The organism is Pseudomonas sp. RW3S2 (assembly GCF_014268955.1).
GTDB classification, from domain to species: domain Bacteria; phylum Pseudomonadota; class Gammaproteobacteria; order Pseudomonadales; family Pseudomonadaceae; genus Aquipseudomonas; species Aquipseudomonas wayambapalatensis.
The window spans coordinates 176,361-200,416 of sequence record NZ_JABWRM010000008.1 but is presented as its reverse complement, the minus strand read 5'-3'; the positions used below and the strand labels follow the sequence as shown (position 1 = coordinate 200,416).

24 protein-coding genes are annotated in these 24,056 nt (G+C 61.6%); 16 read left to right on the top strand and 8 right to left on the bottom strand.

Features of this window, described 5'->3' with window-relative positions; translation table 11 throughout:
- Positions 1-96 precede the first annotated feature (96 nt).
- Positions 97-267 (top strand): hypothetical protein, encoded by a 171-nt coding sequence (locus tag HU748_RS13795; RefSeq protein ID WP_186668510.1) that lies wholly within the window; start codon positions 97-99, stop codon positions 265-267.
- A gap of 39 nt (positions 268-306) precedes the next feature.
- Here HU748_RS13795 and HU748_RS13790 read toward each other — a convergent pair whose 3' ends face one another.
- A complete protein-coding gene (locus tag HU748_RS13790; RefSeq protein ID WP_186668512.1) occupies positions 307-933 on the bottom strand; it encodes a response regulator transcription factor in 627 nt (208 codons plus the stop codon).
- A 376-nt stretch (positions 934-1,309) separates the two neighbouring features.
- Between HU748_RS13790 and HU748_RS13785 the strand changes: the two genes are divergently transcribed.
- Positions 1,310-1,744, top strand: a complete 435-nt coding sequence (locus tag HU748_RS13785) for a hypothetical protein (RefSeq protein ID WP_186668514.1) — start codon at positions 1,310-1,312, stop codon at positions 1,742-1,744.
- A gap of 62 nt (positions 1,745-1,806) precedes the next feature.
- Here the strand turns inward: HU748_RS13785 and HU748_RS13780 are convergent, their stop codons facing one another.
- Together HU748_RS13780 and HU748_RS13775 are read right to left on the bottom strand one after the other, a co-directional pair.
- Positions 1,807-3,024 (bottom strand): argininosuccinate synthase, encoded by a 1,218-nt coding sequence (locus HU748_RS13780; RefSeq protein WP_054891789.1) that lies wholly within the window; start codon positions 3,022-3,024, stop codon positions 1,807-1,809.
- Positions 3,025-3,152: 128 nt separating this feature from the next.
- The gene (locus HU748_RS13775; RefSeq protein ID WP_186720711.1) at positions 3,153-4,145 is read right to left on the bottom strand and encodes an OmpA family protein; all 993 of its coding nucleotides are present in this window, start codon (positions 4,143-4,145) and stop codon (positions 3,153-3,155) included.
- A gap of 130 nt (positions 4,146-4,275) precedes the next feature.
- On the opposite strand from HU748_RS13775, the gene pyrC reads away from it, so the two are divergent.
- Both pyrC and rnt read left to right on the top strand, forming a co-directional pair.
- Positions 4,276-5,322 (top strand): dihydroorotase, encoded by a 1,047-nt coding sequence (gene pyrC / locus HU748_RS13770; RefSeq protein WP_186720710.1) that lies wholly within the window; start codon positions 4,276-4,278, stop codon positions 5,320-5,322.
- Positions 5,319-5,993 carry a ribonuclease T gene (gene rnt / locus HU748_RS13765; RefSeq protein ID WP_186668520.1) on the top strand — a complete coding sequence of 225 codons (675 nt, stop codon included), beginning with the start codon at positions 5,319-5,321 and terminating at the stop codon, positions 5,991-5,993. Before pyrC ends, rnt begins: the two co-directional genes overlap by 4 nt.
- A gap of 84 nt (positions 5,994-6,077) precedes the next feature.
- Here the strand turns inward: rnt and HU748_RS13760 are convergent, their stop codons facing one another.
- Positions 6,078-6,680, bottom strand: a complete 603-nt coding sequence (locus HU748_RS13760) for a peroxiredoxin C (protein WP_054891793.1) — start codon at positions 6,678-6,680, stop codon at positions 6,078-6,080.
- Positions 6,681-6,894: 214 nt separating this feature from the next.
- On the opposite strand from HU748_RS13760, the gene HU748_RS13755 reads away from it, so the two are divergent.
- The gene (locus tag HU748_RS13755) at positions 6,895-7,116 is read left to right on the top strand and encodes a bacterioferritin-associated ferredoxin (RefSeq protein ID WP_186668522.1); all 222 of its coding nucleotides are present in this window, start codon (positions 6,895-6,897) and stop codon (positions 7,114-7,116) included.
- Positions 7,117-7,318: 202 nt separating this feature from the next.
- Complete coding sequence (gene bfr, locus HU748_RS13750; protein WP_054891795.1) at positions 7,319-7,792, top strand: bacterioferritin; 474 nt, start codon at positions 7,319-7,321, stop codon at positions 7,790-7,792.
- A gap of 71 nt (positions 7,793-7,863) precedes the next feature.
- Here bfr and grxD read toward each other — a convergent pair whose 3' ends face one another.
- Both grxD and HU748_RS13740 read right to left on the bottom strand, forming a co-directional pair.
- Complete coding sequence (gene grxD, locus HU748_RS13745) at positions 7,864-8,199, bottom strand: Grx4 family monothiol glutaredoxin (RefSeq protein ID WP_136913238.1); 336 nt, start codon at positions 8,197-8,199, stop codon at positions 7,864-7,866.
- Between the two features lie 116 nt (positions 8,200-8,315).
- Complete coding sequence (locus tag HU748_RS13740) at positions 8,316-10,424, bottom strand: molybdopterin oxidoreductase family protein (protein WP_186720709.1); 2,109 nt, start codon at positions 10,422-10,424, stop codon at positions 8,316-8,318.
- Positions 10,425-10,790: 366 nt separating this feature from the next.
- On the opposite strand from HU748_RS13740, the gene argF reads away from it, so the two are divergent.
- Together argF and HU748_RS13730 are read left to right on the top strand one after the other, a co-directional pair.
- Positions 10,791-11,711, top strand: a complete 921-nt coding sequence (argF, locus tag HU748_RS13735) for an ornithine carbamoyltransferase (RefSeq protein ID WP_186668526.1) — start codon at positions 10,791-10,793, stop codon at positions 11,709-11,711.
- Positions 11,708-12,817, top strand: coding sequence for an ABC transporter ATP-binding protein (locus tag HU748_RS13730; protein ID WP_186668528.1), 1,110 nt, complete (start codon positions 11,708-11,710; stop codon positions 12,815-12,817). The genes argF and HU748_RS13730 overlap by 4 nt, the downstream gene beginning before the upstream one ends.
- Positions 12,818-12,837: 20 nt before the next feature.
- Here HU748_RS13730 and ybaK read toward each other — a convergent pair whose 3' ends face one another.
- Positions 12,838-13,308: a Cys-tRNA(Pro) deacylase gene (ybaK, locus tag HU748_RS13725; protein WP_186668530.1), complete on the bottom strand. Its 471-nt coding sequence runs from the start codon at positions 13,306-13,308 to the stop codon at positions 12,838-12,840.
- Between the two features lie 304 nt (positions 13,309-13,612).
- Here ybaK and HU748_RS13720 point away from each other — a divergent pair, with 304 nt between their 5' ends.
- From HU748_RS13720 to glpD, 4 genes are all read left to right on the top strand, one after another.
- Positions 13,613-14,464: an MIP/aquaporin family protein gene (locus HU748_RS13720; RefSeq protein WP_186720708.1), complete on the top strand. Its 852-nt coding sequence runs from the start codon at positions 13,613-13,615 to the stop codon at positions 14,462-14,464.
- Positions 14,465-14,529: 65 nt separating this feature from the next.
- A complete protein-coding gene (gene glpK / locus HU748_RS13715) occupies positions 14,530-16,029 on the top strand; it encodes a glycerol kinase GlpK (RefSeq protein ID WP_186668534.1) in 1,500 nt (499 codons plus the stop codon).
- A 169-nt stretch (positions 16,030-16,198) separates the two neighbouring features.
- Positions 16,199-16,954 (top strand): DNA-binding transcriptional repressor GlpR, encoded by a 756-nt coding sequence (gene glpR, locus HU748_RS13710; protein ID WP_065863095.1) that lies wholly within the window; start codon positions 16,199-16,201, stop codon positions 16,952-16,954.
- Between the two features lie 201 nt (positions 16,955-17,155).
- The gene (gene glpD, locus HU748_RS13705) at positions 17,156-18,694 is read left to right on the top strand and encodes a glycerol-3-phosphate dehydrogenase (RefSeq protein WP_186668538.1); all 1,539 of its coding nucleotides are present in this window, start codon (positions 17,156-17,158) and stop codon (positions 18,692-18,694) included.
- A gap of 41 nt (positions 18,695-18,735) precedes the next feature.
- Here the strand turns inward: glpD and HU748_RS26725 are convergent, their stop codons facing one another.
- Complete coding sequence (locus tag HU748_RS26725) at positions 18,736-20,313, bottom strand: DUF6543 domain-containing protein (RefSeq protein ID WP_186720706.1); 1,578 nt, start codon at positions 20,311-20,313, stop codon at positions 18,736-18,738.
- A 494-nt stretch (positions 20,314-20,807) separates the two neighbouring features.
- Between HU748_RS26725 and HU748_RS13695 the strand changes: the two genes are divergently transcribed.
- From HU748_RS13695 to HU748_RS13680, 4 genes are all read left to right on the top strand, one after another.
- Complete coding sequence (locus tag HU748_RS13695) at positions 20,808-21,725, top strand: glutamate/aspartate ABC transporter substrate-binding protein (protein ID WP_186668542.1); 918 nt, start codon at positions 20,808-20,810, stop codon at positions 21,723-21,725.
- A gap of 147 nt (positions 21,726-21,872) precedes the next feature.
- Positions 21,873-22,619: an amino acid ABC transporter permease gene (locus HU748_RS13690; protein ID WP_186710623.1), complete on the top strand. Its 747-nt coding sequence runs from the start codon at positions 21,873-21,875 to the stop codon at positions 22,617-22,619.
- A complete protein-coding gene (locus HU748_RS13685; RefSeq protein WP_186668546.1) occupies positions 22,619-23,290 on the top strand; it encodes an ABC transporter permease subunit in 672 nt (223 codons plus the stop codon). The genes HU748_RS13690 and HU748_RS13685 overlap by 1 nt, the downstream gene beginning before the upstream one ends.
- Positions 23,287-24,021 carry an amino acid ABC transporter ATP-binding protein gene (locus tag HU748_RS13680; protein WP_186668548.1) on the top strand — a complete coding sequence of 245 codons (735 nt, stop codon included), beginning with the start codon at positions 23,287-23,289 and terminating at the stop codon, positions 24,019-24,021. Before HU748_RS13685 ends, HU748_RS13680 begins: the two co-directional genes overlap by 4 nt.
- Positions 24,022-24,056: the final 35 nt, after the last annotated feature.

The window sequence follows — 24,056 nt, the reverse complement described above, 5'->3', positions numbered from 1 at the left end:
CGAAAAATCGACCAATTCGATTGAAAAAATCTTTTTTACCGACTCCGTGATTCTCGCTATAAGGACGGCCAATGGCCCTTTGGCTTGGAGTGACACATGAGCACCGATAAAGACGAGCTGATCGAAGACGACTTCCCTGCGCAGGACGAAGACGAACCTCAGGTAGAACCAGCAAAGACCAACCTCAGCAAGCGCCGCACCATCGACAATCTGTTGGAAGAGCGGCGCCTGCAACGGCAGCTGGCTGATTTCGATTACGACCTGTAGCCCTGCGAAAAAGCCTCCCGCAAAGGAGGCTTTTGTGTTTCAGGCCAAGCCATGACGCTGGGCCAGCTCGATCAGATCGACCAGTGACCGAGCATTGAGTTTGAGTAACAGCCGGGTCTTGTAGGTGCTGACCGTCTTGTTGCTGAGAAACATGCTGTCAGCAATCTCCTTGTTCGTACGTCCCCTCGCCAGCTGTTGCAATACCATCATTTCGCGTCCCGAAAGGCGTTCGACCATCTCCGTCTCACTGCCGCCACTGACACCACTGCGGGTCTTGTGCAACGCCTGGTTGGGAAAGTAGCTGTAGCCCGACAGCACGGCCTTTATTGCACTGAGCAGCTCGGTCAGTTCCTGCTGTTTGCACACATAACCTGCGGCGCCGGCCTGCATGCAACGCATGGAAAAATGCCCCGGCGCCTGCGATGTCAGAACCAGCACCTTGCTGCCGGGACTGGCAGCAGTCATCCGCGCGATCACTTCAAGCCCGTCGAGTTTGGGTATGCCGATATCGAGCACCACGATATCCGGCAAACACTCTCGAGTCAGTTGCAGCGCATCCACCCCATTGTCCGTTTCCGCCACCACTTCATATCCATGCCGCTCCATCAACATACGTACGGCCAAGCGAATGACCGGATGATCATCCACGATAAGTACTTTATTCATGGGATATCCATTGATCCATTATTCTAGTTGTGACGCGCCAAGATAACCGAGCCAATAGCGTAATGGCGCAGCCATTCCCTGACAGAGGGCATTCAAAGATGAAACTTACATCGTTAATAGAAACTTCCTACATTCATTGCGTGACTCGAATCGACGTCCATCCGTTCGACCAGATGCTCGTGAAAGCTAGCATGAACCGGGAAAGCAGCAGGTGGGGATAGCGCTTCAAAGCGGTGGGATATTTCTATCTTTTGATAAAGAAACATTTATCACCCGCCATATAAGCAGGAATACTTTACTGGTGAGGAAACAGCAGACATTTTCCACGGGGCGCCAGAAGCGATACAGATGCGCTAACGCCAGGAGATCGAATGCCATGAACAGTCCCGCAAAGATCACACCCTTGGGAATTATCGCCATCTTCGCTAGCATCATCGAAGCGTCGGCGCTCGCCTCGCTACCGTTCCTGAATCCAGAGAGCCAGGCCATTTACACCTGGTTTCTAATGGGGTTCCCCTTCTTTCTGACCGTCCTGTTCTTCCTGACCCTCAACTTCAACTGCGAATCGCTCTACATTCCGGAACACAGGGCCATACACCCGCCACTCGACGATCGTGGCGACAGCGAAGCAGCCACGGTCATCACTCTGCCAGGGCAGGATGTGCGCCAAGCCATCGAAACCCAGATCCTGCCCGAGTTGATTCAACCCCCGCAGCGCGAGCGCCGCTGGACGCTCTACAACCTGAGCGCCCACTCCTGCATTCAGCTGTCGGTGCGGGCCATCAAGAAAGGAGAAAAGGTTGCGCTGTAGGTACAGGAACGCAAAAAAAAACCCGGCCAACAATGACCGGGTTTCTCACCACATACCGACACTCAGAGCAGCGAACGGCCCTTGTTGGCGGCAATGCGCATGCGCAGTGCGTTGAGCTTGATGAAGCCTGCGGCGTCCGCCTGGTTGTAGGCGCCGCCGTCTTCCTCGAAGGTCGCGATGTTGGCGTCGAACAGCGAGTCATCCGACTTGCGGCCCACCACGGTAACATTGCCCTTGTACAGCTTCAGGCGTACGACACCGTTCACATTGGTCTGCGAAGCGTCGATCATCTGCTGCAGCATCAGACGCTCAGGGCTCCACCAGTAGCCGGTGTAGATCAGACTGGCGTACTTGGGCATCAGCTCATCCTTCAGGTGAGCGACTTCGCGGTCCAGAGTGATCGACTCGATGGCGCGGTGGGCACGCAGCATGATGGTGCCGCCAGGCGTCTCGTAGCAGCCGCGCGACTTCATGCCGACGTAGCGGTTCTCGACGATGTCCAGGCGACCGATGCCGTTGGCACCACCGATGCGGTTGAGATCTGCCAGCACGGTGGCTGGGGTCTTCTCGACGCCGTCGATGGCGACGATGTCACCGTTGCGATAGGTCAGCTCGATGTAGGTGGCCTGGTCAGGCGCGTTCTCCGGAGAGACGCTCCAACGCCACATGTCTTCCTCGTGTTCGGTCCAGGTATCTTCCAGGACACCACCTTCATAGGAGATGTGCAGCAGGTTGGCGTCCATCGAGTAGGGCGACTTCTTCTTGCCGTGGCGCTCGATCGGGATACCGTGCTTCTCGGCGTAGTCCATCAGCTTCTCGCGGGACAGCAGGTCCCACTCGCGCCATGGTGCGATGACCTTGACCCCTGGCTTGAGCGCATAGGCGCCGAGCTCGAAGCGGACCTGGTCGTTACCTTTGCCGGTGGCACCATGGGAAATGGCATCGGCGCCGGTTTCGTTGGCGATTTCGATCAGGCGCTTGGCGATCAGCGGACGAGCGATGGAAGTACCCAGCAGGTACTCACCTTCATACACGGTGTTGGCGCGGAACATCGGGAAGACGAAGTCTCGCACGAACTCTTCGCGCAGATCGTCGATGTAGATTTCCTTGACGCCCATTGCCTGCGCCTTGGCACGGGCCGGCTCGACCTCTTCGCCCTGGCCCAGGTCAGCGGTGAAGGTCACCACTTCGCAGTTGTAGGTGTCTTGCAGCCACTTGAGAATCACCGAAGTATCAAGGCCGCCGGAATACGCCAATACGACCTTTTTTACGTCCGCCATGCCATCACTCCACGGGGTTGTACGGAAAGCCGTCGATTCTACCGACCTCGGTGAAGAATTTACAGTGGGGCGACAGCTTGTGATGACAAAGCGACAGGAAATGTCGTGAGCGCGACCCGTCGCCGCACTCAGGCTTTCTTCGCGCCCGCTGGCAATGCCGGGGGCGGAGCCTGAGTCGTCGGCACCGGCGCCGCAGGCGCGTGTGCTGCAGGCTGGGCCGGGGCGGTGGGCGTCGCGTCGTGAGGTTTCTCCACGGGCTTCTCGATCGGTGTGACGCGGTCGAGCTGAATGTTCACCCGACGGTTGCGCGCCCGGTTGGCGGCCGTGTTGTTCTTGGCCAAGGGATAGCGCTCACCGTGGAAGCGCACGGTGATCTGCTCGTCCGGCACGCCATGGGCCTTGAGGTACTCAGCCACCGCCAACGCACGACGCCGCGAGGCATCGCGGTTGGTCAGGCGATTACCGCTGTTGTCGGAATGGCCGTCGAGTTCGATGTGATTGACCGTAGGATCGGCCTTCAGGTAGTCGAGGATCACGTCCAGACGCGCACGGGCCGCACTGTCCAGATCGAAACCGGTGCCGGGGAACGGCACCTGGGTCTGGCGAATCTGGTCATAGTTCATCGGCAGCAGTTTCGCGGCACACACTTGGTAATCGCTATAGGCCTTGGCGAAACTCACCGGCAGTACATGCACCTCCATCGGCCGCCCGCCCTCGCCGGCATAGTTGCGCACCACCGTACTGCGACCGTCCAGCAGGCCATTGATCAGCCGGCTGGCCTGGCCCTGCGAAGAGCTGAACAGCACGCCATTGCGGCTCATGCGCACCGCACCCAGGTTGATGTCGCCACGCCCGGGCTGCCATGGGGCAGCGGCGGCCAGCAGCGTTGCGGAACCTGCGCCCAACGCATTGCTGTCCGAGCGCAGCTGGAAGACTGGCTGCTCGCCTGCACGACGCACGAACTCACCGCTGCCGAAGCCGTCGATCGGCTGGATCAGCCGACACTCGAACTGATCGCCCTCGACCTTCCAGGCGATGTTCTCCATGCGGGTCTGGAAGGTGAGTGCCCCAGCCGGCAGGCTGGCACACAGGCTGAACAGGAGTAGGTAACGCTGGCGCACGGGCGGCTCCACAGATTCTGACGGCTTACCTGCAGGCTATCGGACGCTCGTCGGAAAACTTGATAGCCGTGCTGCCCACTGGGTTTTCCGGTAGCATTGACGCCTGAGTTCGAACCGCCTGGAAACCCCAATGTCCGATCGCCTGACCCTCCTGCGTCCCGACGACTGGCACATCCATCTGCGCGATGGTGCTGTGCTGCAACATACCGTCGGCGACGTGGCGCGCACCTTCGCCCGCGCCATCATCATGCCCAACCTGGTTCCACCGGTACGCAACGCCACTGAAGCCGACGCCTACCGCCAGCGCATCCTCGCCGCCCGTCCGGCCGGCAGTCGCTTCGAGCCGCTGATGGTGCTGTACCTGACCGACCGTACCAGCCCCGAGGACATCCGCGCAGCCAAGGCCAGCGGCATCGTCTATGCCGCCAAGCTTTATCCGGCCGGTGCCACGACCAACTCCGACTCGGGCGTGACCAGCATCGACAACATTTTCCCGGCGATCGAGGCACTGGCCGAGACTGGCCTGCCGCTGCTGGTCCACGGTGAAGTGACGCGCTCGGAGATCGACGTGTTCGACCGCGAAAAGCGTTTCATCGACGAGCACATGCGTCGCCTGGTCGAACGCTTCCCGACACTCAAGGTGGTGTTCGAGCACATCACCACCAGCGATGCCGCGCAGTTCGTCACCGAGGCGCCAGCCCACGTCGGTGCAACCATCACCGCCCAGCACCTGCTGTACAACCGCAACCACATGCTGGTCGGCGGTATTCGCCCACACTTCTATTGCCTGCCGATCCTCAAGCGCAACACCCACCAGCTGGCATTGCTGGACGCGGCCACCAGTGGCAATCCGAAGTTCTTCCTCGGCACCGACTCGGCGCCACACGCCAAGCACGCCAAGGAAGCTGCCTGCGGCTGCGCAGGCTGCTACACCGCCTACGCGGCGATCGAGCTGTACGCCGAAGCCTTCGAACAGCGTAACGCCCTGGACAAGCTGGAAGGTTTCGCCAGCCTGCATGGCCCGGCGTTCTACGGCCTGCCGGCAAACACCGACACCATCACCCTGGTGCGCGAGGACTGGACCGCCCCGGCGAGCCTGCCGTTCGGCGACACCACCGTGGTTCCGCTGCGCGCTGGCGAAACGCTGCGCTGGCGCCTGTTGGAGGACAACGCGTGAGCGAAGACCTTTACGATGACGACCAGGACGGTCAGGTAGGCAGCAGCTCGCGCCACCCGATGGCCGAGCGCTTCCGTGGCTACCTGCCGGTGGTCGTGGACGTCGAGACCGGCGGCTTCAACAGCGCCACCGACGCGCTGCTGGAAATCGCCGCCGTCACCATCGGCATGGACGAGAAGGGCTTCCTGTTCCCGGAACACACCTACTTCTACCGTGTCGAGCCTTTCGAAGGCGCGAATATCGAAGCGGCGGCGCTGGAATTCACCGGCATCAAGCTGGACCACCCGCTGCGCATGGCCGTGAGCGAAGAAAGCGCGCTCACCGATATCTTCCGCGGCGTGCGCAAAGCGCTCAAGGCCAATGGCTGCAAGCGGGCGATCCTGGTCGGCCATAACAGCAGCTTCGACTTGGGCTTCCTCAACGCCGCGGTGGCGCGCAACGATCTCAAGCGCAACCCCTTCCACCCGTTCTCCAGCTTCGACACCGCGACGCTGGCGGGGCTGGCCTATGGTCAGACCGTACTGGCGCGGGCCTGCCAGAGTGCCGATATCGACTTCGATGGGCGCGAGGCGCATTCGGCACGTTACGACACCGAGAAGACCGCCGAGCTGTTCTGCGGGATCGTCAACCGCTGGAAAGAGATGGGCGGCTGGCGCGACTTCAACGACTGAGTCGAAATCCTGGGGCGCGCAGCGCTCCAGGATGCCAGACACAAAAAAACCGGCCACATGGGCCGGTTTTTTTACGCGTGGCGATTACAGCTTGCCAGCGTTCTCGCTCAGGTAGGCCGCAACACCTTCCGGCGAAGCGTTCATACCCTTGTCGCCTTTCTTCCAGTTGGCCGGGCAGACTTCGCCGTGCTCTTCGTGGAATTGCAGGGCGTCAACCAGACGCAGCAGCTCGTCCATGTTACGGCCCAGTGGCAGGTCGTTGACGATCTGCGAACGAACAACGCCGTTCTTGTCGATCAGGAAGGCACCACGGAAGGCTACGCCGCCTTCGGACTCGACGTCGTAGGCCTTGCAGATTTCGTGGGTGATGTCGGCCGCCAGGGTGTACTTGACCTGACCGATACCGCCGTTGTTGACCGGGGTGTTACGCCAGGCGTTGTGGGTGAAGTGCGAGTCGATCGACACGCCGATCACTTCCACGCCACGGGCTTCGAAGTCAGGAATGCGGTTGTCCAGGGCGATCAGCTCGGACGGGCAGACGAAGGTGAAGTCCAGTGGGTAGAAGAACACCAGGCCGTACTTGCCCTTGATGGCCGAAGCCAGGTTGAAGCTGTCGACGATCTCGCCGTTGCCCAGCACGGCTGGAACGGTGAAGTCCGGGGCTTGTTTACCAACGAGCACGCTCATTCGTTATCTCCTGATGATGGTGAAAAACCGTTGCCCGGGCGAGGCTGGCACGCCCGGCATCCAACAAAGGCCGACCATCATACACGGCTTATCGTGACAGGCCGAATCGAACCACCGGTCGCGGGAAGATGAAGCTTTCTTCAAGTGCTTTGACAAGCATTCTCATTACCATTAAGCTCCACCCCATCGACTCAACCAGCGATGGTCTGACCTTATGTATGTATGTCTCTGCGTCGGCGTAACCGATGGACAGATCCGTGATGCGATCTACGAAGGATGCTGCAGCTACAAGGAAGTCCGTGCCGCCACCAACGTCGCCAGCCAGTGCGGCAAGTGTGCGTGCCTCGCCAAGCAGGTGGTCCGTGAAACATTGACAGACCTTCAGCTCAGTCAAACGGCCGCCCTGCCTTATCCGGTAGAATTTAACGCCGCCTGAAACACCCCGATTTTGAAGAACCGGACCTCGTGTCCGGTTTTTTTATGCCTGTAATTCAATAAGTTAGCCTTCGAACGCGGTTCACAAACATTCTTATTCCTATTAATTTTCACTTATTATTCAAGAACTTAGGTTTGACACGCGAAGTTGTCGGGCTCAAACTTCCTGCATTGGCACACTTCTACAGGGCAGGAACCCGATCATGAAAGGCGACGTAAGCGTCATCCAGCATCTCAACAAGATCCTCGGAAACGAGCTGGTCGCGATCAACCAGTACTTCCTGCACGCACGCATGTACGAAGATTGGGGCCTGAACAAGCTCGGCAAGCACGAGTACAAGGAATCCATCGACGAGATGAAGCACGCTGACAAGCTGATCAAGCGTATTCTCTTCCTCGAAGGCATCCCCAACGTCCAGGACCTGGGCAAGCTGCTGATCGGCGAGCACACCAAGGAAATGCTCGAGTGCGACCTGAAGATCGAGCAGAAAGGCCTGGTTGACCTGAAAGCCGCCATCGCGCACTGCGAAACGGTCGGCGACTTCGGCTCCCGCGAATTGCTCGAAGACATCCTCGAGTCCGAGGAAGAGCACATCGACTGGCTGGAAACCCAGCTGGGCCTGATCGACAAGATCGGCATCGAGAACTACCTGCAGTCGCAGATGGGCGAAGAATAAGCCTCCCTGGATAGCACCCATGAAAAAGCCCCGCCTAGGCGGGGCTTTTTCATGCCGGCGGTAAACCTGGATCAGGCCTCGGAAGCCTTGGCCTTGGCGGCTGCTTCCTTGATCAGGGTCTGCAGTTCACCCTTCTCGAACATCTCCAGCATGATGTCGCTGCCCCCCACCAGCTCACCACCTACCCACAGCTGAGGGAAGGTTGGCCAGTTGGCATACTTGGGCAGGTTGGCGCGGATTTCCGGGTTCTGCAGGATGTCGACGTAGGCGAATTTCTCGCCACAACCCATCACAGCCTGCGAAGCACGGGCCGAGAAGCCGCACTGCGGGGCATTCGGCGAGCCTTTCATGTAAAGCAGAATGGTGTTGTTGGCAATCTGCTCTTTGATTGTTTCGATGATATCCATGGAGCACCTCGGCTGAACTTTCCGACACGGTCGTCGGCACGGTGACGCATTGTATCGGAAAGCCGAGTGTCGTGCTCGGTAATGGATCTGGGGCGTCAAGCCGCCCCATTTCGCAATCAGGCCGCCTCCACCTGCACCGGTACTCCATTGAGCGCGGCATTGCCCGACAACGCATCGCGCAGCCGTTCATCGGTCAGGTCATTGGCACTCACCCCCGGCTGTGCGTGGGCAATCTGCAAGCGAACACCCTGGCGACCATGCCCGTAGCCATGCGGCAGGCTGACCACCCCGGGCATCATCTCTTCACTGGCCAGAACCTGCACCTCCAGGCTACCGGTACGCGAGCGAACCCTTACCCATTGCCCGTCCTCGAGCTGGCGCTGCTGCAAGTCCTGCGGATGCATCAGCAATTGGTGCCGTGGCTTGCCTTTGACCAGGCGATGGAAGTTGTGCATCCAGGAATTGTTGCTGCGCACATGCCGACGGCCAATCAGCAACAACTGGTCGTGCGCCATCGGCACCTGCCGCGCCAAGCGCTGGAGATCGTCGAGCAGCACCTGTGGCGCGGCCTGCACAACCTGACCTGGGGTACGCAGCCGAGCAGCAAGATTGGGTTGCAACGGCCCCAGGTCGAGTCCATGAGGGTAGGCGTCCAGCGCCTGCAACGACAACCCCCATGGCGACGCCTCGCCGCGCGGGCCTTTGCGCAGCGCCAGGTCGATCATCTGCGCCGGAGGCAGGGTCGGCTTTAACTCGAGCGCCGCACGCTCGGCGAACGCTCGCGCCAGCCCGACAAAGATCTCCCAATCATGTAGCGCCCCCTCTGGCTTGGCCAGGATCGCTCGGTTGAAACGGGTGACGTTGCGCACTGCGAGCAGGTTGAAAGTGCTGTCGTAGTGATCGTTTTCCAGCGCCGACGTGGAAGGCAGGATCAGGTCGGCGTGGCGCGTGGTTTCATTGATGTACAGGTCGATGCTGAGCATGAACTCAAGGCCCGCCAGCGCCCCGTCGAGCTGGCGGCCGTTGGGCGTGGACAACACCGGGTTGCCGGCGACGGTCACCAGCGCCCTCACCTGACCTTCGCCGGGTGTCAGCACTTCCTCGGCCAACGCCGCAACTGGCAGCTCCCCGCCGTACTCCGGCAGGCCAGAGACCCGGCTCTGCCACTGGTTGAAGTGACCGCCCGAGGTACTGGCGACCAGGTCAACCGCAGGCTCGGTGCACAGTGCACCACCTTGGCGATCGAGGTTGCCGGTGACCAGATTGATCAGTTGCACCAGCCAATGGCAGAGCGTGCCGAAGGTCTGGGTGGAGACACCCATGCGCCCGTAGCACACGGCACTGCCGGCCGCAGCGAAATCGCGCGCCAGCTGGCGAATCTGCCCGGCCTCGATGCCGCACAGCGGGCTCATGGCTTGCGCCGTGAAGGGCGAGATCGCCTCGCGCACCTGCTCGAGCCCATCGATCGGCAGATGCGAGCCACGCGCCAGGTTTTCACTGAACAAGGTGTTGAGCAGGCCACACAGCAACGCCGCATCACCGCCAGGACGGATGAACAGGTGCTGATCGGCCATCGCCGCCGTTTCACTGCGTCGGGGGTCGATCACCACCAGCCGCCCGCCGCGGGCACGCAGCGCCTTCAAGCGTTTTTCCACGTCCGGCACGGTCATGATGCTGCCATTGGACGCCAATGGGTTGCCGCCGAGGATGAGCATGAAATCGGTGTGGTCGATATCGGGGATCGGCAGCAGCAGGCCATGGCCATACATCAGGTGGCTGGTCAGGTGCTGGGGCAACTGGTCGACGGAGGTGGCGGAAAACCGGTTGCGCGTCTTGAGCAGCCCCAGAAAGTAGTTGCTGTGAGTCATCAGGCCGTAATTGTGCACGCTGGGATTGCCCTGGTAGACCGCCACGGCGTTGCGCCCATGCGCCTGCTGGATGCTCCACAAGCGTTCGGCAGCCAGCGCAAATGCCTCATCCCAGGCGATTGGCTCCCAGCGCTCCCCCACGCGCCGATGAGGCTGGCGCAAGCGGTCAGGGTCTTCCTGGATGTCCTGCAGCGCCACCGCCTTGGGACAGATGTGTCCTCGGCTGAATGGGTCCTGCGGATCGCCCTTGATCGCGCTGATCGACGCCCGCCCATCGGGCGCATGGCTGACTTCGATATTGAGGCCGCAGATGGCCTCGCACAGGTGACAGGCACGGTGATGCAGGGTCTTGGTCATGGCCGCCTCTGCCTTGTTGTTCTGGAAGCTCCGACTATGCCCCCGGCCGATCACCGATGCCACGCCGCTTAGTCGTGTGAATCGGACGTCATCAGGCACACGATTCGCGACACGGCGTTTGCCAAAGCCCTGCCAAGCCGTGTACAACCCCCTGTAGAAAATAAAAAACAGACCTTCCACAAGGGTTTACGACACCCTTTGAAACAGCCCCGCTGTTTCCCCTCTTGGTTTCAGGCGACATTTAATTATAGTATTGCGCCTTTCCCTATTCCGTCCGCCCCGTGCGGCTTACGCCGCAGGTCACTCCCGTTGTCAAAAAAAACCATACGGTCGACCTGCAAACCGTTGCAGATAAGGTAGTCAATCATGAGCACCAGGCACTTTCTCTCCCTGCTGGATTTCACCGCTGACGAATTGCTCGGCGTGATCCGTCGAGGCATCGAGCTGAAGGACCTGCGCAAGCGAGGCGTGCTCTTCGAACCCCTGAAGAACCGCGTGCTGGGCATGATCTTCGAGAAGTCATCGACCCGCACCCGCGTATCGTTCGAAGCGGGCATGATCCAGCTCGGCGGCCAGGCGATCTTCCTGTCCCCGCGCGACACGCAACTGGGTCGCGGTGAGCCGATCAGCGACAGCGCCATCGTGCTCTCGAGCATGGTCGACGCGGTGATGATCCGCACCCATGCCCACAGCACCCTGACCGAATTCGCCGCGCATTCGAAGGTGCCGTTGATCAATGGCCTGTCCGACGAATCGCACCCCTGCCAACTGCTGGCCGACATGCAGACCTTCGTCGAACACCGTGGCTCGATCCAGGGCAAGACCGTGGCCTGGATCGGCGATGGCTTCAACATGTGCAACTCCTACATCGAGGCGGCCCGCCAGTTCGATTTCCAGCTGCACATTGCCTGCCCGGAGGGCTACGAGCCCGATCCACGCTTCCTCGAGCTCGGTGGCGAACGCGTACGGATCATCCGTGATCCGAAGGAAGCGGTACGCGGCGCGCACCTGGTGACCACGGATGTCTGGACTTCCATGGGTCAGGAAGAGGAAACTGCACGGCGCCTGGCGCATTTCGCGCCGTACCAGGTCACCCGCGAACTGCTCGACCTGGCGGCACCCGACGCCCTGTTCATGCACTGCCTGCCCGCCCACCGCGGTGAGGAAATCAGCCAGGATCTGCTCGACGACCCACGTTCGGTCGCCTGGGACCAGGCCGAGAACCGCCTGCATGCACAGAAGGCCCTTCTTGAATTCCTTGTAGAACCGGCTTACCACCACGCATGAGTCAACCCCTGCTGCTCAACCTGCGCAACCTCGCCTGTGGCTATGGCGAGCAGCGCATCGTCCAGAACCTCAACCTGCACCTGAACGCAGGCGACATTGGTTGCCTGCTGGGCTCTTCGGGTTGCGGCAAAACCACCACCCTGCGCGCCATCGCCGGCTTCGAGCCGGTGCATGACGGCGAGATCCAGCTGGCCGGGGACGTCATCTCCCGCGCAGGCTTCACCCTCGCCCCCGAAAAACGCCGGATCGGCATGGTGTTCCAGGACTACGCGCTGTTCCCACACCTGACCGTGGCACAGAACATTGCCTTCGGCATCGGCAAGCATCCGCGCCAAGGCGAAGTGGTCGAGGAAATGCTCGAGCTGGTCAAGCTCGGCGGTCTGGGTGCACGCTACCCCCATGAACTTTCCGGCGGCCAGCAGCAGCGTGTCGCCCTGGCCCGCGCGCTGGCGCCAGAGCCGCAATTGCTGCTGCTCGACGAACCGTTCTCCAACCTCGACGTGGAGCTGCGACGACGCCTGAGCCACGAGGTGCGCGACATTCTCAAGAGCCGCGGCACCAGCGCAATTCTGGTCACCCACGACCAGGAAGAAGCCTTCGCCGTCAGCGATCATGTCGGCGTGTTCAAGGAAGGTCGCCTGGAACAATGGGATACGCCCTACAACCTCTATCACGAGCCACAGACGCCGTTCGTGGCCAGCTTCATCGGCCAGGGCTACTTCATCCGCGGCCAGATGAGCAGCCCGGAATCGGTGAACACCGAGCTCGGTGAACTGCGCGGCAATCGTGCCTACCTGATGCCGGTGGGCAGTTCGGTGGATGTCCTGCTGCGTCCGGACGACATCGTGCACGCACCAGACAGCACGCTGCGCGCGCGCATCAATGGCAAGAGTTTCCTGGGCGCCTCGACGCTCTATCGCCTGGAATTGCCCACCGGTAGCCAGCTGGAGGCGATTTTCCCCAGTCATGTCGATCACCAGGTCGGCCAGGACGTAGGCATCGCCGTAGCGGCTGACCATCTGGTGCTGTTCGCCGTACCGGGAAGTGTCGCGGCGCAGTTGCAGATACAGGAAAACGGCGTGCGCCGCTACAGCTCGGCGACCTGAAGCCGCTTTCCTGCACGCCCTCAGCCTCTGCCGATCCCGGCAAACGTGCCCTGGGTATGCTCGGCCAGCACCGCGGCTGCCAGCTCCACCTCGAGCCCGCGCCGTCCGGCGCTGACATGAATGCTGGCGAACTGCTGCGCCGACTCATCGATGAAGGTGCGCAGGCGCTTCTTCTGCCCTAAAGGGCTGATGCCACCGACCAGATAACCCGTGGCCCGCTGGGCCGCGGCAGGGTCGGCCATCTCGCACTTCTTTACCCCCGCAGCCTGGGCGAGCGCCTTGAGATCGAGCGTGCCGATCACCGGCACCACTGCCACCAGCAACTCACCTTTCTCGCTGCTGGCCAGCAGCGTCTTGAACACCTGCTGCGGATCGAGCCCGAGCTTCTCGGCGGCTTCCAGGCCATAGGAGGCGGATTTGGGGTCGTGTTCGTAGCTGAGCACGCGATGTTCGGCGCGCGCCTTCTTCAGCAGGTCGAGTGCGGGGGTCATGTACAGCTCCAGTCAATGACAGCTTGCCGGCTACTTTAGGGCAAATCCCGGGGGCCAGCCAGCGGACTTAGGGGCGTGCACCGGACCTGTGCAGGCAGGTTCATGTTCGTGGGTCAGAATGTGGCCGACCGTTCACTTTCGACCTTTGACATCAGCGTTTCTTGTCTATATTTTTTCGTTTATGAAGAAATGCGCACATAAATAGTGCGCACCCGTACACTCGCCGGTCGTTCATGGGGATGGACAACCGGCGTCGACACCCGAGCGCCCAGCGCCTCACAACAACAAGAACCGAAGGTCCTACATGACGACAGCTCTACGACAACCAACGCTTTCCGGCCAGTGCATGGCCGAGTTCCTGGGTACAGCATTGCTCATCTTCTTCGGTACCGGTTGCGTGGCCGCGCTCAAGGTCGCGGGTGCCAGCTTCGGACTCTGGGAAATCAGCATCATCTGGGGTGTCGGCGTCAGCATGGCGATCTACCTCAGCGCTGGCGTTTCCGGTGCGCACCTGAACCCGGCCGTCAGCATCGCGCTGACCCTGTTCGCCGGTTTCGACAGGCGCAAACTGCCTTTCTATATACTCGCCCAGGTCTGCGGCGCGTTTTGTGGTGCGGCATTGGTCTACACCCTGTACAGCACGCTGTTCTTCGATTTCGAACAGGCGCACAGCATGGTCAGGGGCAGCCAGGCCAGTCTCGAGCTGGCGTCGGTGTTTTCCACCTATGCGCATCCGTCGCTGTCCATCGGCCAGGCGTTCTTGGTTGAAGTGGTGATCACTGCCATTCTCATGGCCGTGATCATGGCGCTGACCGATGACAACAACGGCCTGCCGCGTGGCGCCACCGCACCGCTGCTGATCGGCCTGCTGATCGCGGTGATCGGCAGCGCCATGGGGCCGCTCACCGGCTTCGCGATGAACCCGGCACGGGATTTCGGGCCCAAACTCATGACATTCCTGGCGGGTTGGGGCGAAATTGCCTTCACGGGTGGACGGGACATTCCCTACTTCCTGGTTCCGGTGTTCGCACCGATCCTCGGCGCGTGCCTGGGGGCTGCGGGCTATGGCGTCCTGATTGCCCGCAACCTGCCGACGGCCGACGCCACGAACCCACAGACAGATGCTGCTACCCAGGGCGATACTCAAACTTCCTGAGACCGGCGCTGCGCGATCTCGCCCGCCCTCCCCGACTCACTCCCTTTTCGTGCAAGGCAACGACCATGACAGACACCCAGAATAAGAACTACATCATCGCCCTGGACCAGGGCACCACCAGTTCGCGGGCGATCATCTTCGACCGCGACGCCAATGTGGTCGGCACCTCCCAGCGCGAGTTCGCCCAACACTATCCGCAAGCTGGCTGGGTCGAACACGACCCGATGGAGATCTTCGCCACGCAGAGCGCGACCATGGTCGAGGCCCTGGCGCAGGCAGGCCTGAGCCACGCCCAGGTGGCAGCGATCGGTATCACCAACCAGCGCGAAACCACCGTGGTGTGGGACAAGGAAACCGGTCGCCCGGTATACAACGCCATCGTCTGGCAGTGCCGCCGCAGCACCGAGATCTGTGCCCAGCTCAAGCGTGACGGCCACGAGCAGTACATCCGCGAAACCACCGGCCTGGTCACCGACCCATACTTCTCCGGCACCAAGCTCAAGTGGATCCTCGACAACGTCGAAGGCGCCCGCGAACGTGCCGAACGGGGCGAACTGCTGTTCGGCACCGTCGACAGCTGGCTGATCTGGAAATTCTCCGGCGGCAAGGTGCACGTCACCGACTACACCAACGCCTCACGCACGCTGATGTTCAACATTCACACCCTGCAATGGGATGACAAGCTGCTGGACATCCTCGGCATCCCGCGGCAGATGCTGCCTCAGGTACGCCCGTCCTCGGAGGTCTACGGCCACACCAAGAGCGGTATCGCCATCGCCGGTATCGCCGGCGACCAGCAGTCGGCGCTGTTCGGCCAGATGTGCGTGGAGCCGGGCCAGGCCAAGAATACCTATGGCACCGGCTGCTTCCTGCTGATGAACACCGGCGACAAGGCCGTCACCTCGTCCCATGGCCTGCTCACCACCATCGCCTGCGGCCCTCGTGGCGAAGTGGCCTACGCCCTCGAAGGCGCAGTGTTCAACGGTGGCTCCACGGTCCAGTGGCTGCGCGACGAGCTGAAGATCGTCAACGACGCGCTCGACACCGAGTACTTCGCCAGCAAGGTGAAGGACAGCAACGGCGTCTACCTGGTGCCTGCCTTCACCGGCCTCGGCGCCCCCTACTGGGATCCGTACGCCCGCGGCGCGCTGTTCGGCCTGACCCGTGGCGTCAAGGTCGACCACATCATCCGTGCCGCCCTGGAATCGATCGCCTACCAGACCCGCGACGTGCTCGACGCCATGCAGCACGACTGCGGCCAGCGCCTCTCGGAGCTGCGCGTGGACGGTGGCGCGGTGGCCAACAACTTCCTCATGCAGTTCCAGGCCGACATCCTCGGCACCTGCGTGGAGCGTCCGAAAATGCGCGAAACCACCGCCCTCGGCGCCGCCTACCTGGCAGGCCTGGCCTGTGGCTTCTGGAGCAGCCTCGACGAGTTGCGCGACAAGGCGATCATCGAACGCGAGTTCAGCCCGCAACTGGATGACGCGCAGAAAGAAAAGTTGTACGCGGGCTGGAAGAAAGCCATCGAGCGCACCCGCGACTGGGAAGATCACGAAGGCTGACGTCAGCCTCTCACTCGATCCGTTCAGGAACGGCCTTGCACGCCCGATCGCGGCGCAAGGCCGCTTCCACAGAAGTACCAGCACAGGTTAGCGACAACAGTCTACTGGTCGTCATCCCCTTCCTACGGCATCATTGCAGCATTTGTCCGGCAGCCCCAAAGGACCGCCCATGAATCTGCCCCCTCGCCAACAACAAATCCTCGAACTGGTGCGCGAACGCGGCTACGTCAGTATCGAGGAAATGGCGCAGTTGTTCGTCGTCACGCCCCAGACCATCCGTCGCGACATCAACCAGCTCGCCGAGGTCAACCTGCTGCGCCGCTATCACGGTGGTGCCGCCTATGACTCGAGCGTGGAGAACACCGCCTACGCCATGCGCGCCGACCAGATGCGCGACGAGAAACAACGCATCGCCGAGGCCGTCGCCCGGCAGATCCCCGATCACGCCTCGCTGTTCATCAATATCGGCACCACCACCGAATCCATCGCCCGGGCCCTGCTCAACCACAGCCACCTGAAGGTCATCACCAACAACTTGCACGTGGCGTCGATCCTCGGTGCCAAGGATGACTTCGAAGTCCTGGTGGCAGGCGGTACGGTTCGCCGTGACGGCGGTGTGGTGGGGCAGGCCAGCGTCGACTTCATCAGCCAGTTCAAGGTCGATTTCGCCCTGGTCGGCATCAGTGGCATCGACGAAGACGGCAGCCTGCTGGACTTCGACTACCAGGAAGTACGGGTATCCCAGGCCATCATCGCCAATGCCCGGCAGGTCATCCTTGCTGCCGACTCCAGCAAGTTCGGGCGCAACGCCATGGTGCGCCTGGGCTCGATCAACCTGATCGACTGCCTGGTGACCGACCAGCATCCCACTCCCACGCTCACGCAACTGCTGAACCAGTACAAGATCCGCCTGGAAGTAGTCTGAGCGCGCACCGCTGCACCTCGCCGGTGGTGATCCGCCGGTGAGACAGCGCCATGGAATGTTCACTAATGTTCACTTTATTGCCATCTGATCAGTATTTTCTATGATCAGCGACTGGCGATGGCCATTTTGTTGCGCTACTATTTTCGGAAACGAACATAGATGTTCACATTCGCTGTGAACCGCTCCTAGGAGGCCTTGCCCGTGTCCCAGCCCGTCCAGCCCCAGCCGCCCCTCGCCGACTGCTATGACCTCGCCGTGATCGGCGGTGGCATCAATGGCGTCGGTATCGCCGCCGATGCTGCTGGGCGCGGCCTGAAGGTCTTCCTGTGCGAGAAGGACGACCTGGCCCAGCACACCTCCTCGGCGAGCAGCAAGCTCATCCATGGTGGCCTGCGCTACCTGGAACACTACGAATTCCGCCTGGTACGTGAAGCCCTGGCCGAGCGGGAAGTGCTGCTGGCCAAGGCGCCGCACATCGTCAAACCCATGCGCTTCGTGTTGCCACACCGTCCGCACCTGCGTCCGGCCTGGATGATTCGCGCCGGCCTGTTCCTCTACGATCATCTGGGCAAGCGCAAACGCCTGGGCGCCTCGCGCAGCCTGCGTTTTGGTGCCGGATATCCGCTCAAGCCCACGATCACCCGCGGTTTCGAATATGCCGATTGCGCAGTCGATGACGCTCGCCTGGTGGTACTCAACGCCATGGCTGCCCGCGAAAAAGGTGCCCACCTGCACACCCGTACCCGCTGCTTGCGCGCCGAACGTGTCGATGGCCTGTGGCAGGTTGAGCTGCAGCATGCCGACGGTAGCCTGCAGACCATCCGCGCCCGCGCCCTGGTCAACGCCGCCGGCCCTTGGGTGGCAAACTTCATCAAGGACGACCTCAAGCTCGACGCGCCCTACGGCATCCGCCTGATCCAGGGCAGCCATCTCATCGTGCCGCGGCTGTACGAAGGCGAACACGCCTACATCCTGCAGAACGAAGACCAGCGCATCGTCTTCTGCATCCCTTATCTGGACCGCTTCACCCTGATCGGCACCACCGACCGTGAATACAGCGGCGACCCGGCCAAGGTGGCGATCACCGACGCGGAAACCGACTACCTGCTCAAGGTGGTCAACGAACATTTCAATCATCAATTGTCACGCGCCGACATCCAGCACACCTACTCCGGCGTACGCCCGCTGTGCAACGACGAGTCGGACAACCCCTCGGCCGTTACCCGCGACTACACCCTGGCGTTGTCCGCCAGCGAGGGGCAGGCGCCCCTGCTTTCGGTGTTCGGCGGCAAGCTGACCACCTACCGCAAGCTGGCAGAGTCGGCCATGGCCGAACTCAAGCCCTTCTTCTCCCAGATGCGCGGCAGCTGGACTGCCAGTGCGCCATTGCCAGGCGGCGAAGGCATGACCAGCGTGCAGGCCCTGGTCGATGCCGTTCTGGCGCGCCACGGCTGGCTGCCGGTGGACATCGCCAAGCGCTGGGTACTGACTTACGGCAGTCGGGTCTGGCGTCTGCTCGAAGGTGTACAAGGGCCGGACGATCTTGGTCAGTCGATCGGTGGCGGCTTGTTCAGCCGCGAGGTGGACTACCTGTGCGCCGCGGAATGGGCCGTCAGCGTGGACGATATTCTTTGGCGTCGCACCAAACTGGGCCTGTTCACCAGTGCTGCCGAGCAACAGGCTCTGGCCGACTACCTGCAGCAGGCCGCCTCGAACCGGGCCCGGGTCCGCGCGGCCTGAGTCCATCGACGGGGTGGCGCCGCGCCAGCCCGTCCCTGTTTCTACACACGAGCAAACGCCTCTTCGGCCAGTTCGCGCAGCAGCTTGGCCCTGCTGCGCAGATCGAACGTCCATTCATCGATCGCCCCCTTGCCTACGTAAGCCTCCAGATCGGCCAAGCGCGTATGAAAGCGCTCTACTACCTCGCCGAACCTGTCGTTGTAATGATGTCGCGCATAGGCTTCCCAGAACGGACGCTGCGATAGGGAATCAGCGAGCGACTGGGTGTTCTCGGCCGCCAGGACCTCCCGTCGGGCCCGCAACAAGTCGCTGGTGTTGACGTTGGCGAAACTCTGGTAATGCATCGTCTCGGGTTCGATCGGCAGGTCCAGGGCGTAAGCCAGTTTGAGCCGGTAGAAAAGACGAATCTCCACCTCATCCACCAATGCCCAGGCGTGCAGCCGCAACGCCCCCGCCTCGTTACGCAGCGGCACCAGGGCATCGACGAAGGCCACCCGCTGCAGCGCCTCCCTCGCTGCCGAAGCCCCAATGCCAACGGCTACGCCGACCGCGATGTTTTCAGCCACACCGAAGAGGTGATCCAGCGCACCTTGCCGATCACCGACGCTCCAATCCAGGTAGCCCTCGTACACTTCATCGGCAATCTGCAGGGCCCCCACCACCAGCATGGCCTGCCCGAGCAGTGGGACGAACAGCCCGGCCAGGTTCAGTACATCGAGCCCCAGGCCGAGGTAGGCATCCAGACGCTCGCGCCGATCCTCCTCATCTTCATCGCCGGTGGGCACCGCCAGTACCCGCGCGTCGTCGAAGAGCTTGGCGATGTGCAATTCACGCAAGTAGGCGAACAGCTTTCCGTCGATGGCCTGATGGCGTCCATCCAGCGCCAACGTTTCACCTGTGCCCAGCGCCCGGTTCAACTCGAGGAGGCGGGAGAAGAAACGAGGTCGATCACGCTCACTGACAAAACGGGAAAAGAACGTGCGATAGGATTTGTCAGTCAACTTCTCGGCCAACGCCTGGTACAGCGCGGCCCATGAAGGGTATCGCGCCACTGGCTGCCGCGCATCGCCTGGTAGCCAGGCGATCACCCCGCGCACCGCGGCGTCTGGACCGGCGCGCACCTCCAGCGTGACCACACCACGGATGCACTTGCCCAGCAGGTACAACTGGCGTGGAATCACCGACGTCGAGACCGGCGGAGCGATCGGCCTGGGCGCGATCAACGGCAACAGTTCCAGATAGCTCTGCTCGTCCAGCTCGCCCTTGAGCACGGCCACGCGCACCGCGACCTCCAGGTGCGCGGCCAGACTCTCTTCGAACAGACCATGCACCTTGGCTGGCGAATCCGACGGGCGTAGTTGCTGCGCCAACACGGCTTGGTACGCCTTGCCTAGGTCAAGCGTGCGACAGAGCCCGGCAAACGCTTCGAAGCCCATTCCCAGATGCTTGCCGGTGGCATCGATCAGTTGCCCCGTGCGCCCGGGTGCCGGCTTGGTTTCGGTGACGTGGTAGTTGTGCAGTGCCGCAGCCAGCAGCGTCTGCCGGGAAACATGGGTGAAGGTCGGCGCAGGCAGGGCCGCCGAGATGCTGGGCGTGACGATGCGCTGGCGAATTTTCACGGTGCTGTACCTGACATCCGGCCGTGCAATCGCGCGCCAGCGCAGCGTCGATCAAGGGCTCGGCGAAGGCATCCAGAGACGGGGTGGCATCGAGTATGGGCTTCAGGGCTTCGTTGGCCTTGGCCTGGCGGGTCATCGCCGCCTGCAGGGCCCTGAGGCGGTCGAGGGAGGCACCGGTCAACCAGGCAGGCGAGAGGCAATCAGGCTATCGATGGACTCGGGGTGGGGGGCGTAGGTCATGGCGCGCGCCCATCCATTCGGATTTCCGAACGACACCAGCCCAGCCATTCGGAAACCCGCACGCCTTCCCTTGGAAATAATTCGTCAGAAAAGATTAATTTCCAGAAAATTCGCGGCGTTATGATGAATATGGGGGCTTGGCACGAGTCATGCTCTACACTTAGTAGCCGAACGCACACCGCTTCTTGTTGTGTTCGTTGAACGAAGAGTCCGCCAACGGCTCCATAAAAAAAACAAACGTCGAGGAAAATTTGATGCGTATCGTTCGTCAATTGCTGGGCGCTGCAATCGCCGCCGCCGTTATCGCTTCGCCGGTCATGGCCGAAGAACTGACCGGCACCCTGAAGAAGATCAAGGACTCCGGCACCATCACCCTGGGCCACCGTGACTCCTCCATTCCGTTCTCCTATCTGGCTGGCAGCACTGAGCCCGTGGGCTACTCCCACGACGTCCAGCTGGCTGTGGTCGAGGCCCTGAAAAAGCAACTGGGCACCGACATCAAGGTCAAGTACAACCTCGTCACCTCCCAGACCCGCATCCCGCTGGTGCAGAACGGCACCGTCGACCTTGAGTGCGGCTCCACCACCAACAACGTCGAGCGCCAGCAGCAAGTCGGCTTCTCGGTCGGCATCTTCGAAGTCGGCACCCGCCTGCTGACCAAGGTCAAGGACGGTCAGCCCTCCTACAAAGACTTCCCGGACCTGGCTGGCAAGAACGTCGTGACCACCGCCGGCACAACCTCCGAGCGCCTGCTCAAGGCCATGAACGCCGACAAGCAGATGAAGATGAACGTGATTTCCGCCAAGGACCACGGTGAAGCCTTCAACATGCTCGAAAGCGGCCGCGCCGTAGCCTTCATGATGGACGACGCCCTGCTGGCCGGCGAAATGGCCAAGGCCAAGAAGCCGACCGACTGGGTCATCACCGGCACCCCGCAATCCTACGAAATCTACGGCTGCATGGTCCGTAAGGACGATGCGCAGTTCAAGAAAGCGGTCGATGACGCCATCATCGCCTACTACAAGTCGGGCGCGGTGCAGAAGAGCTACGACAAGTGGTTCCAGCAGCCAATCCCACCGAAAGGCCTGAACCTGCAGTTCCCGATGAGCGATGAGCTGAAGAAACTGATCGCAGAGCCAACCGACAAGGCTGCGGACGACAAACAGTCCTGATCCCCTGCTGAAATGGCCCGTGTGCTCCGACGAGCACGAATCGAACCGACGGGCCACGCATAAGTGTCTAACCTTTACTTCCGAGGGCGCCCGCGCCCTTGGAAGTTCAAAGGTGCCCGTGAAACAACCGTCTGAGGGGAAATCCCGATGAATTACAACTGGGACTGGGGCGTGTTCTTCAAGTCCACCGGCGTGGGCAGCGAAGTCTATCTGGACTGGTACATCACCGGCCTGGGCTGGACCATCGCCATCGCCATCTCTGCCTGGATCATCGCCTTGCTGCTGGGATCGCTGCTTGGCGTCATGCGCACCGTGCCGAACCGCCTGGTTTCGGGCATCGCCACTGCCTACGTGGAACTGTTCCGCAACGTACCGCTGCTGGTGCAGCTGTTCATCTGGTACTTCCTGGTACCGGACCTGCTTCCGGAGGGCCTGCAGGAGTGGTTCAAGCAGGACCTCAACCCGACCACCTCGGCATTGATCAGCGTGATCATCTGCCTTGGCCTGTTTACCGCCGCGCGTGTCTGTGAACAAGTGCGCACCGGTATCCAGGCCCTGCCCCGCGGACAGGAGTCTGCCGGGCGCGCGATGGGCTTCAGCCTTCCGCAGATCTACATGAACGTGCTGCTGCCGCAGGCCTACCGGATCATCATTCCGCCGCTCACCTCCGAATTCCTGAACGTGTTCAAGAACTCCTCGGTGGCGTCGCTGATCGGCCTGATGGAGCTGCTGGCCCAGACCAAGCAGACCGCCGAATTCTCCGCCAACCTGTTCGAGGCCTTCACCCTGGCCACGCTGATCTACTTCACCCTGAACATGGGCCTGATGCTGCTGATGCGCATGGTCGAGAAGAAAGTCGCCGTGCCTGGCCTGATTTCCGTGGGAGGTAAATAATGGACATGGATTTCAGCGAAATCATCCCTGCCCTGCCCGCCTTGTGGGACGGCATGGTCATGACCTTGCAACTGATGGTCATGGGTGTGGTCGGTGGTATCGCGCTGGGGACCGTCCTGGCCCTGATGCGGTTGTCGTCGAGCAAGCTGCTGGCCAATATCGCCGGCGCCTACGTCAACTACTTCCGCTCCATCCCGCTGCTGCTGGTGATCACCTGGTTCTACCTGGCCGTGCCCTTCGTGCTGCGCTGGATTACCGGCGAAGACACCCCGATCGGCGCGTTCACCTCCTGCGTCGTGGCCTTCATGATGTTCGAGGCAGCCTACTTCTGCGAAATCGTGCGTGCCGGCGTGCAGTCGATCTCCAAGGGCCAGATGGGCGCCGCGCAGGCACTGGGCATGACCTACGGCCAGTGCATGCGCCTGATCATCCTGCCCCAGGCGTTCCGCAAGATGACCCCGCTGCTGCTGCAGCAGAGCATCATCCTGTTCCAGGACACCTCGCTGGTCTACACCGTGGGCCTGGTGGACTTCCTCAACTCGGCACGCGCCAACGGCGACATCATCGGACGCTCCCACGAGTTCCTGATCTTCGCCGGCGTCGTGTACTTCATTATCAGTTTCTCCGCTTCCTGGTTGGTCAAGCGTCTGCAAAAAAGGATCGCCGTATGATTTCCATCAAGAATGTCAACAAGTGGTACGGGGACTTCCAGGTGCTGACCGACTGCACCACCGAGGTCAAGAAAGGTGAAGTGGTGGTGGTCTGCGGCCCGTCCGGCTCGGGCAAATCCACCCTGATCAAGTGCGTCAACGCGCTGGAGCCGTTCCAGAAGGGCGACATCGTGGTCGACGGCACCTCGATCGCCGATCCGAAGACCAACCTGCCCAAACTGCGTTCGCGGGTGGGCATGGTGTTCCAGCACTTCGAGCTGTTCCCCCACCTGTCGATCACCGAGAACCTGACCATCGCCCAGCGCAAGGTGCTCGGCCGCAGCGAGGCGGAGGCCACCAAGAAAGGCCTGGCCCTGCTCGACCGGGTCGGACTCGGCGCCCATGCCAAGAAGCACCCCGGCCAGCTCTCCGGCGGCCAGCAGCAGCGCGTGGCGATCGCCCGCGCCCTGTCGATGGACCCGATCGTCATGCTGTTCGACGAACCAACCTCGGCACTGGACCCGGAAATGGTCAACGAAGTACTGGACGTAATGGTGGAGCTCGCCCACGAAGGCATGACCATGATGTGCGTGACCCACGAAATGGGCTTCGCCCGCAAGGTCGCCAACCGGGTGATCTTCATGGACAAGGGCAACATCATCGAGGACTGCCAGAAGGAAGATTTCTTCGGCAACCCCGAAGGCCGCCACGAACGCACCCAGCACTTCCTCAGCAAGATCCTGCAGCACTGATGATCCCGGTGTCCGCTGCCTGTCAGGGCAGCGGA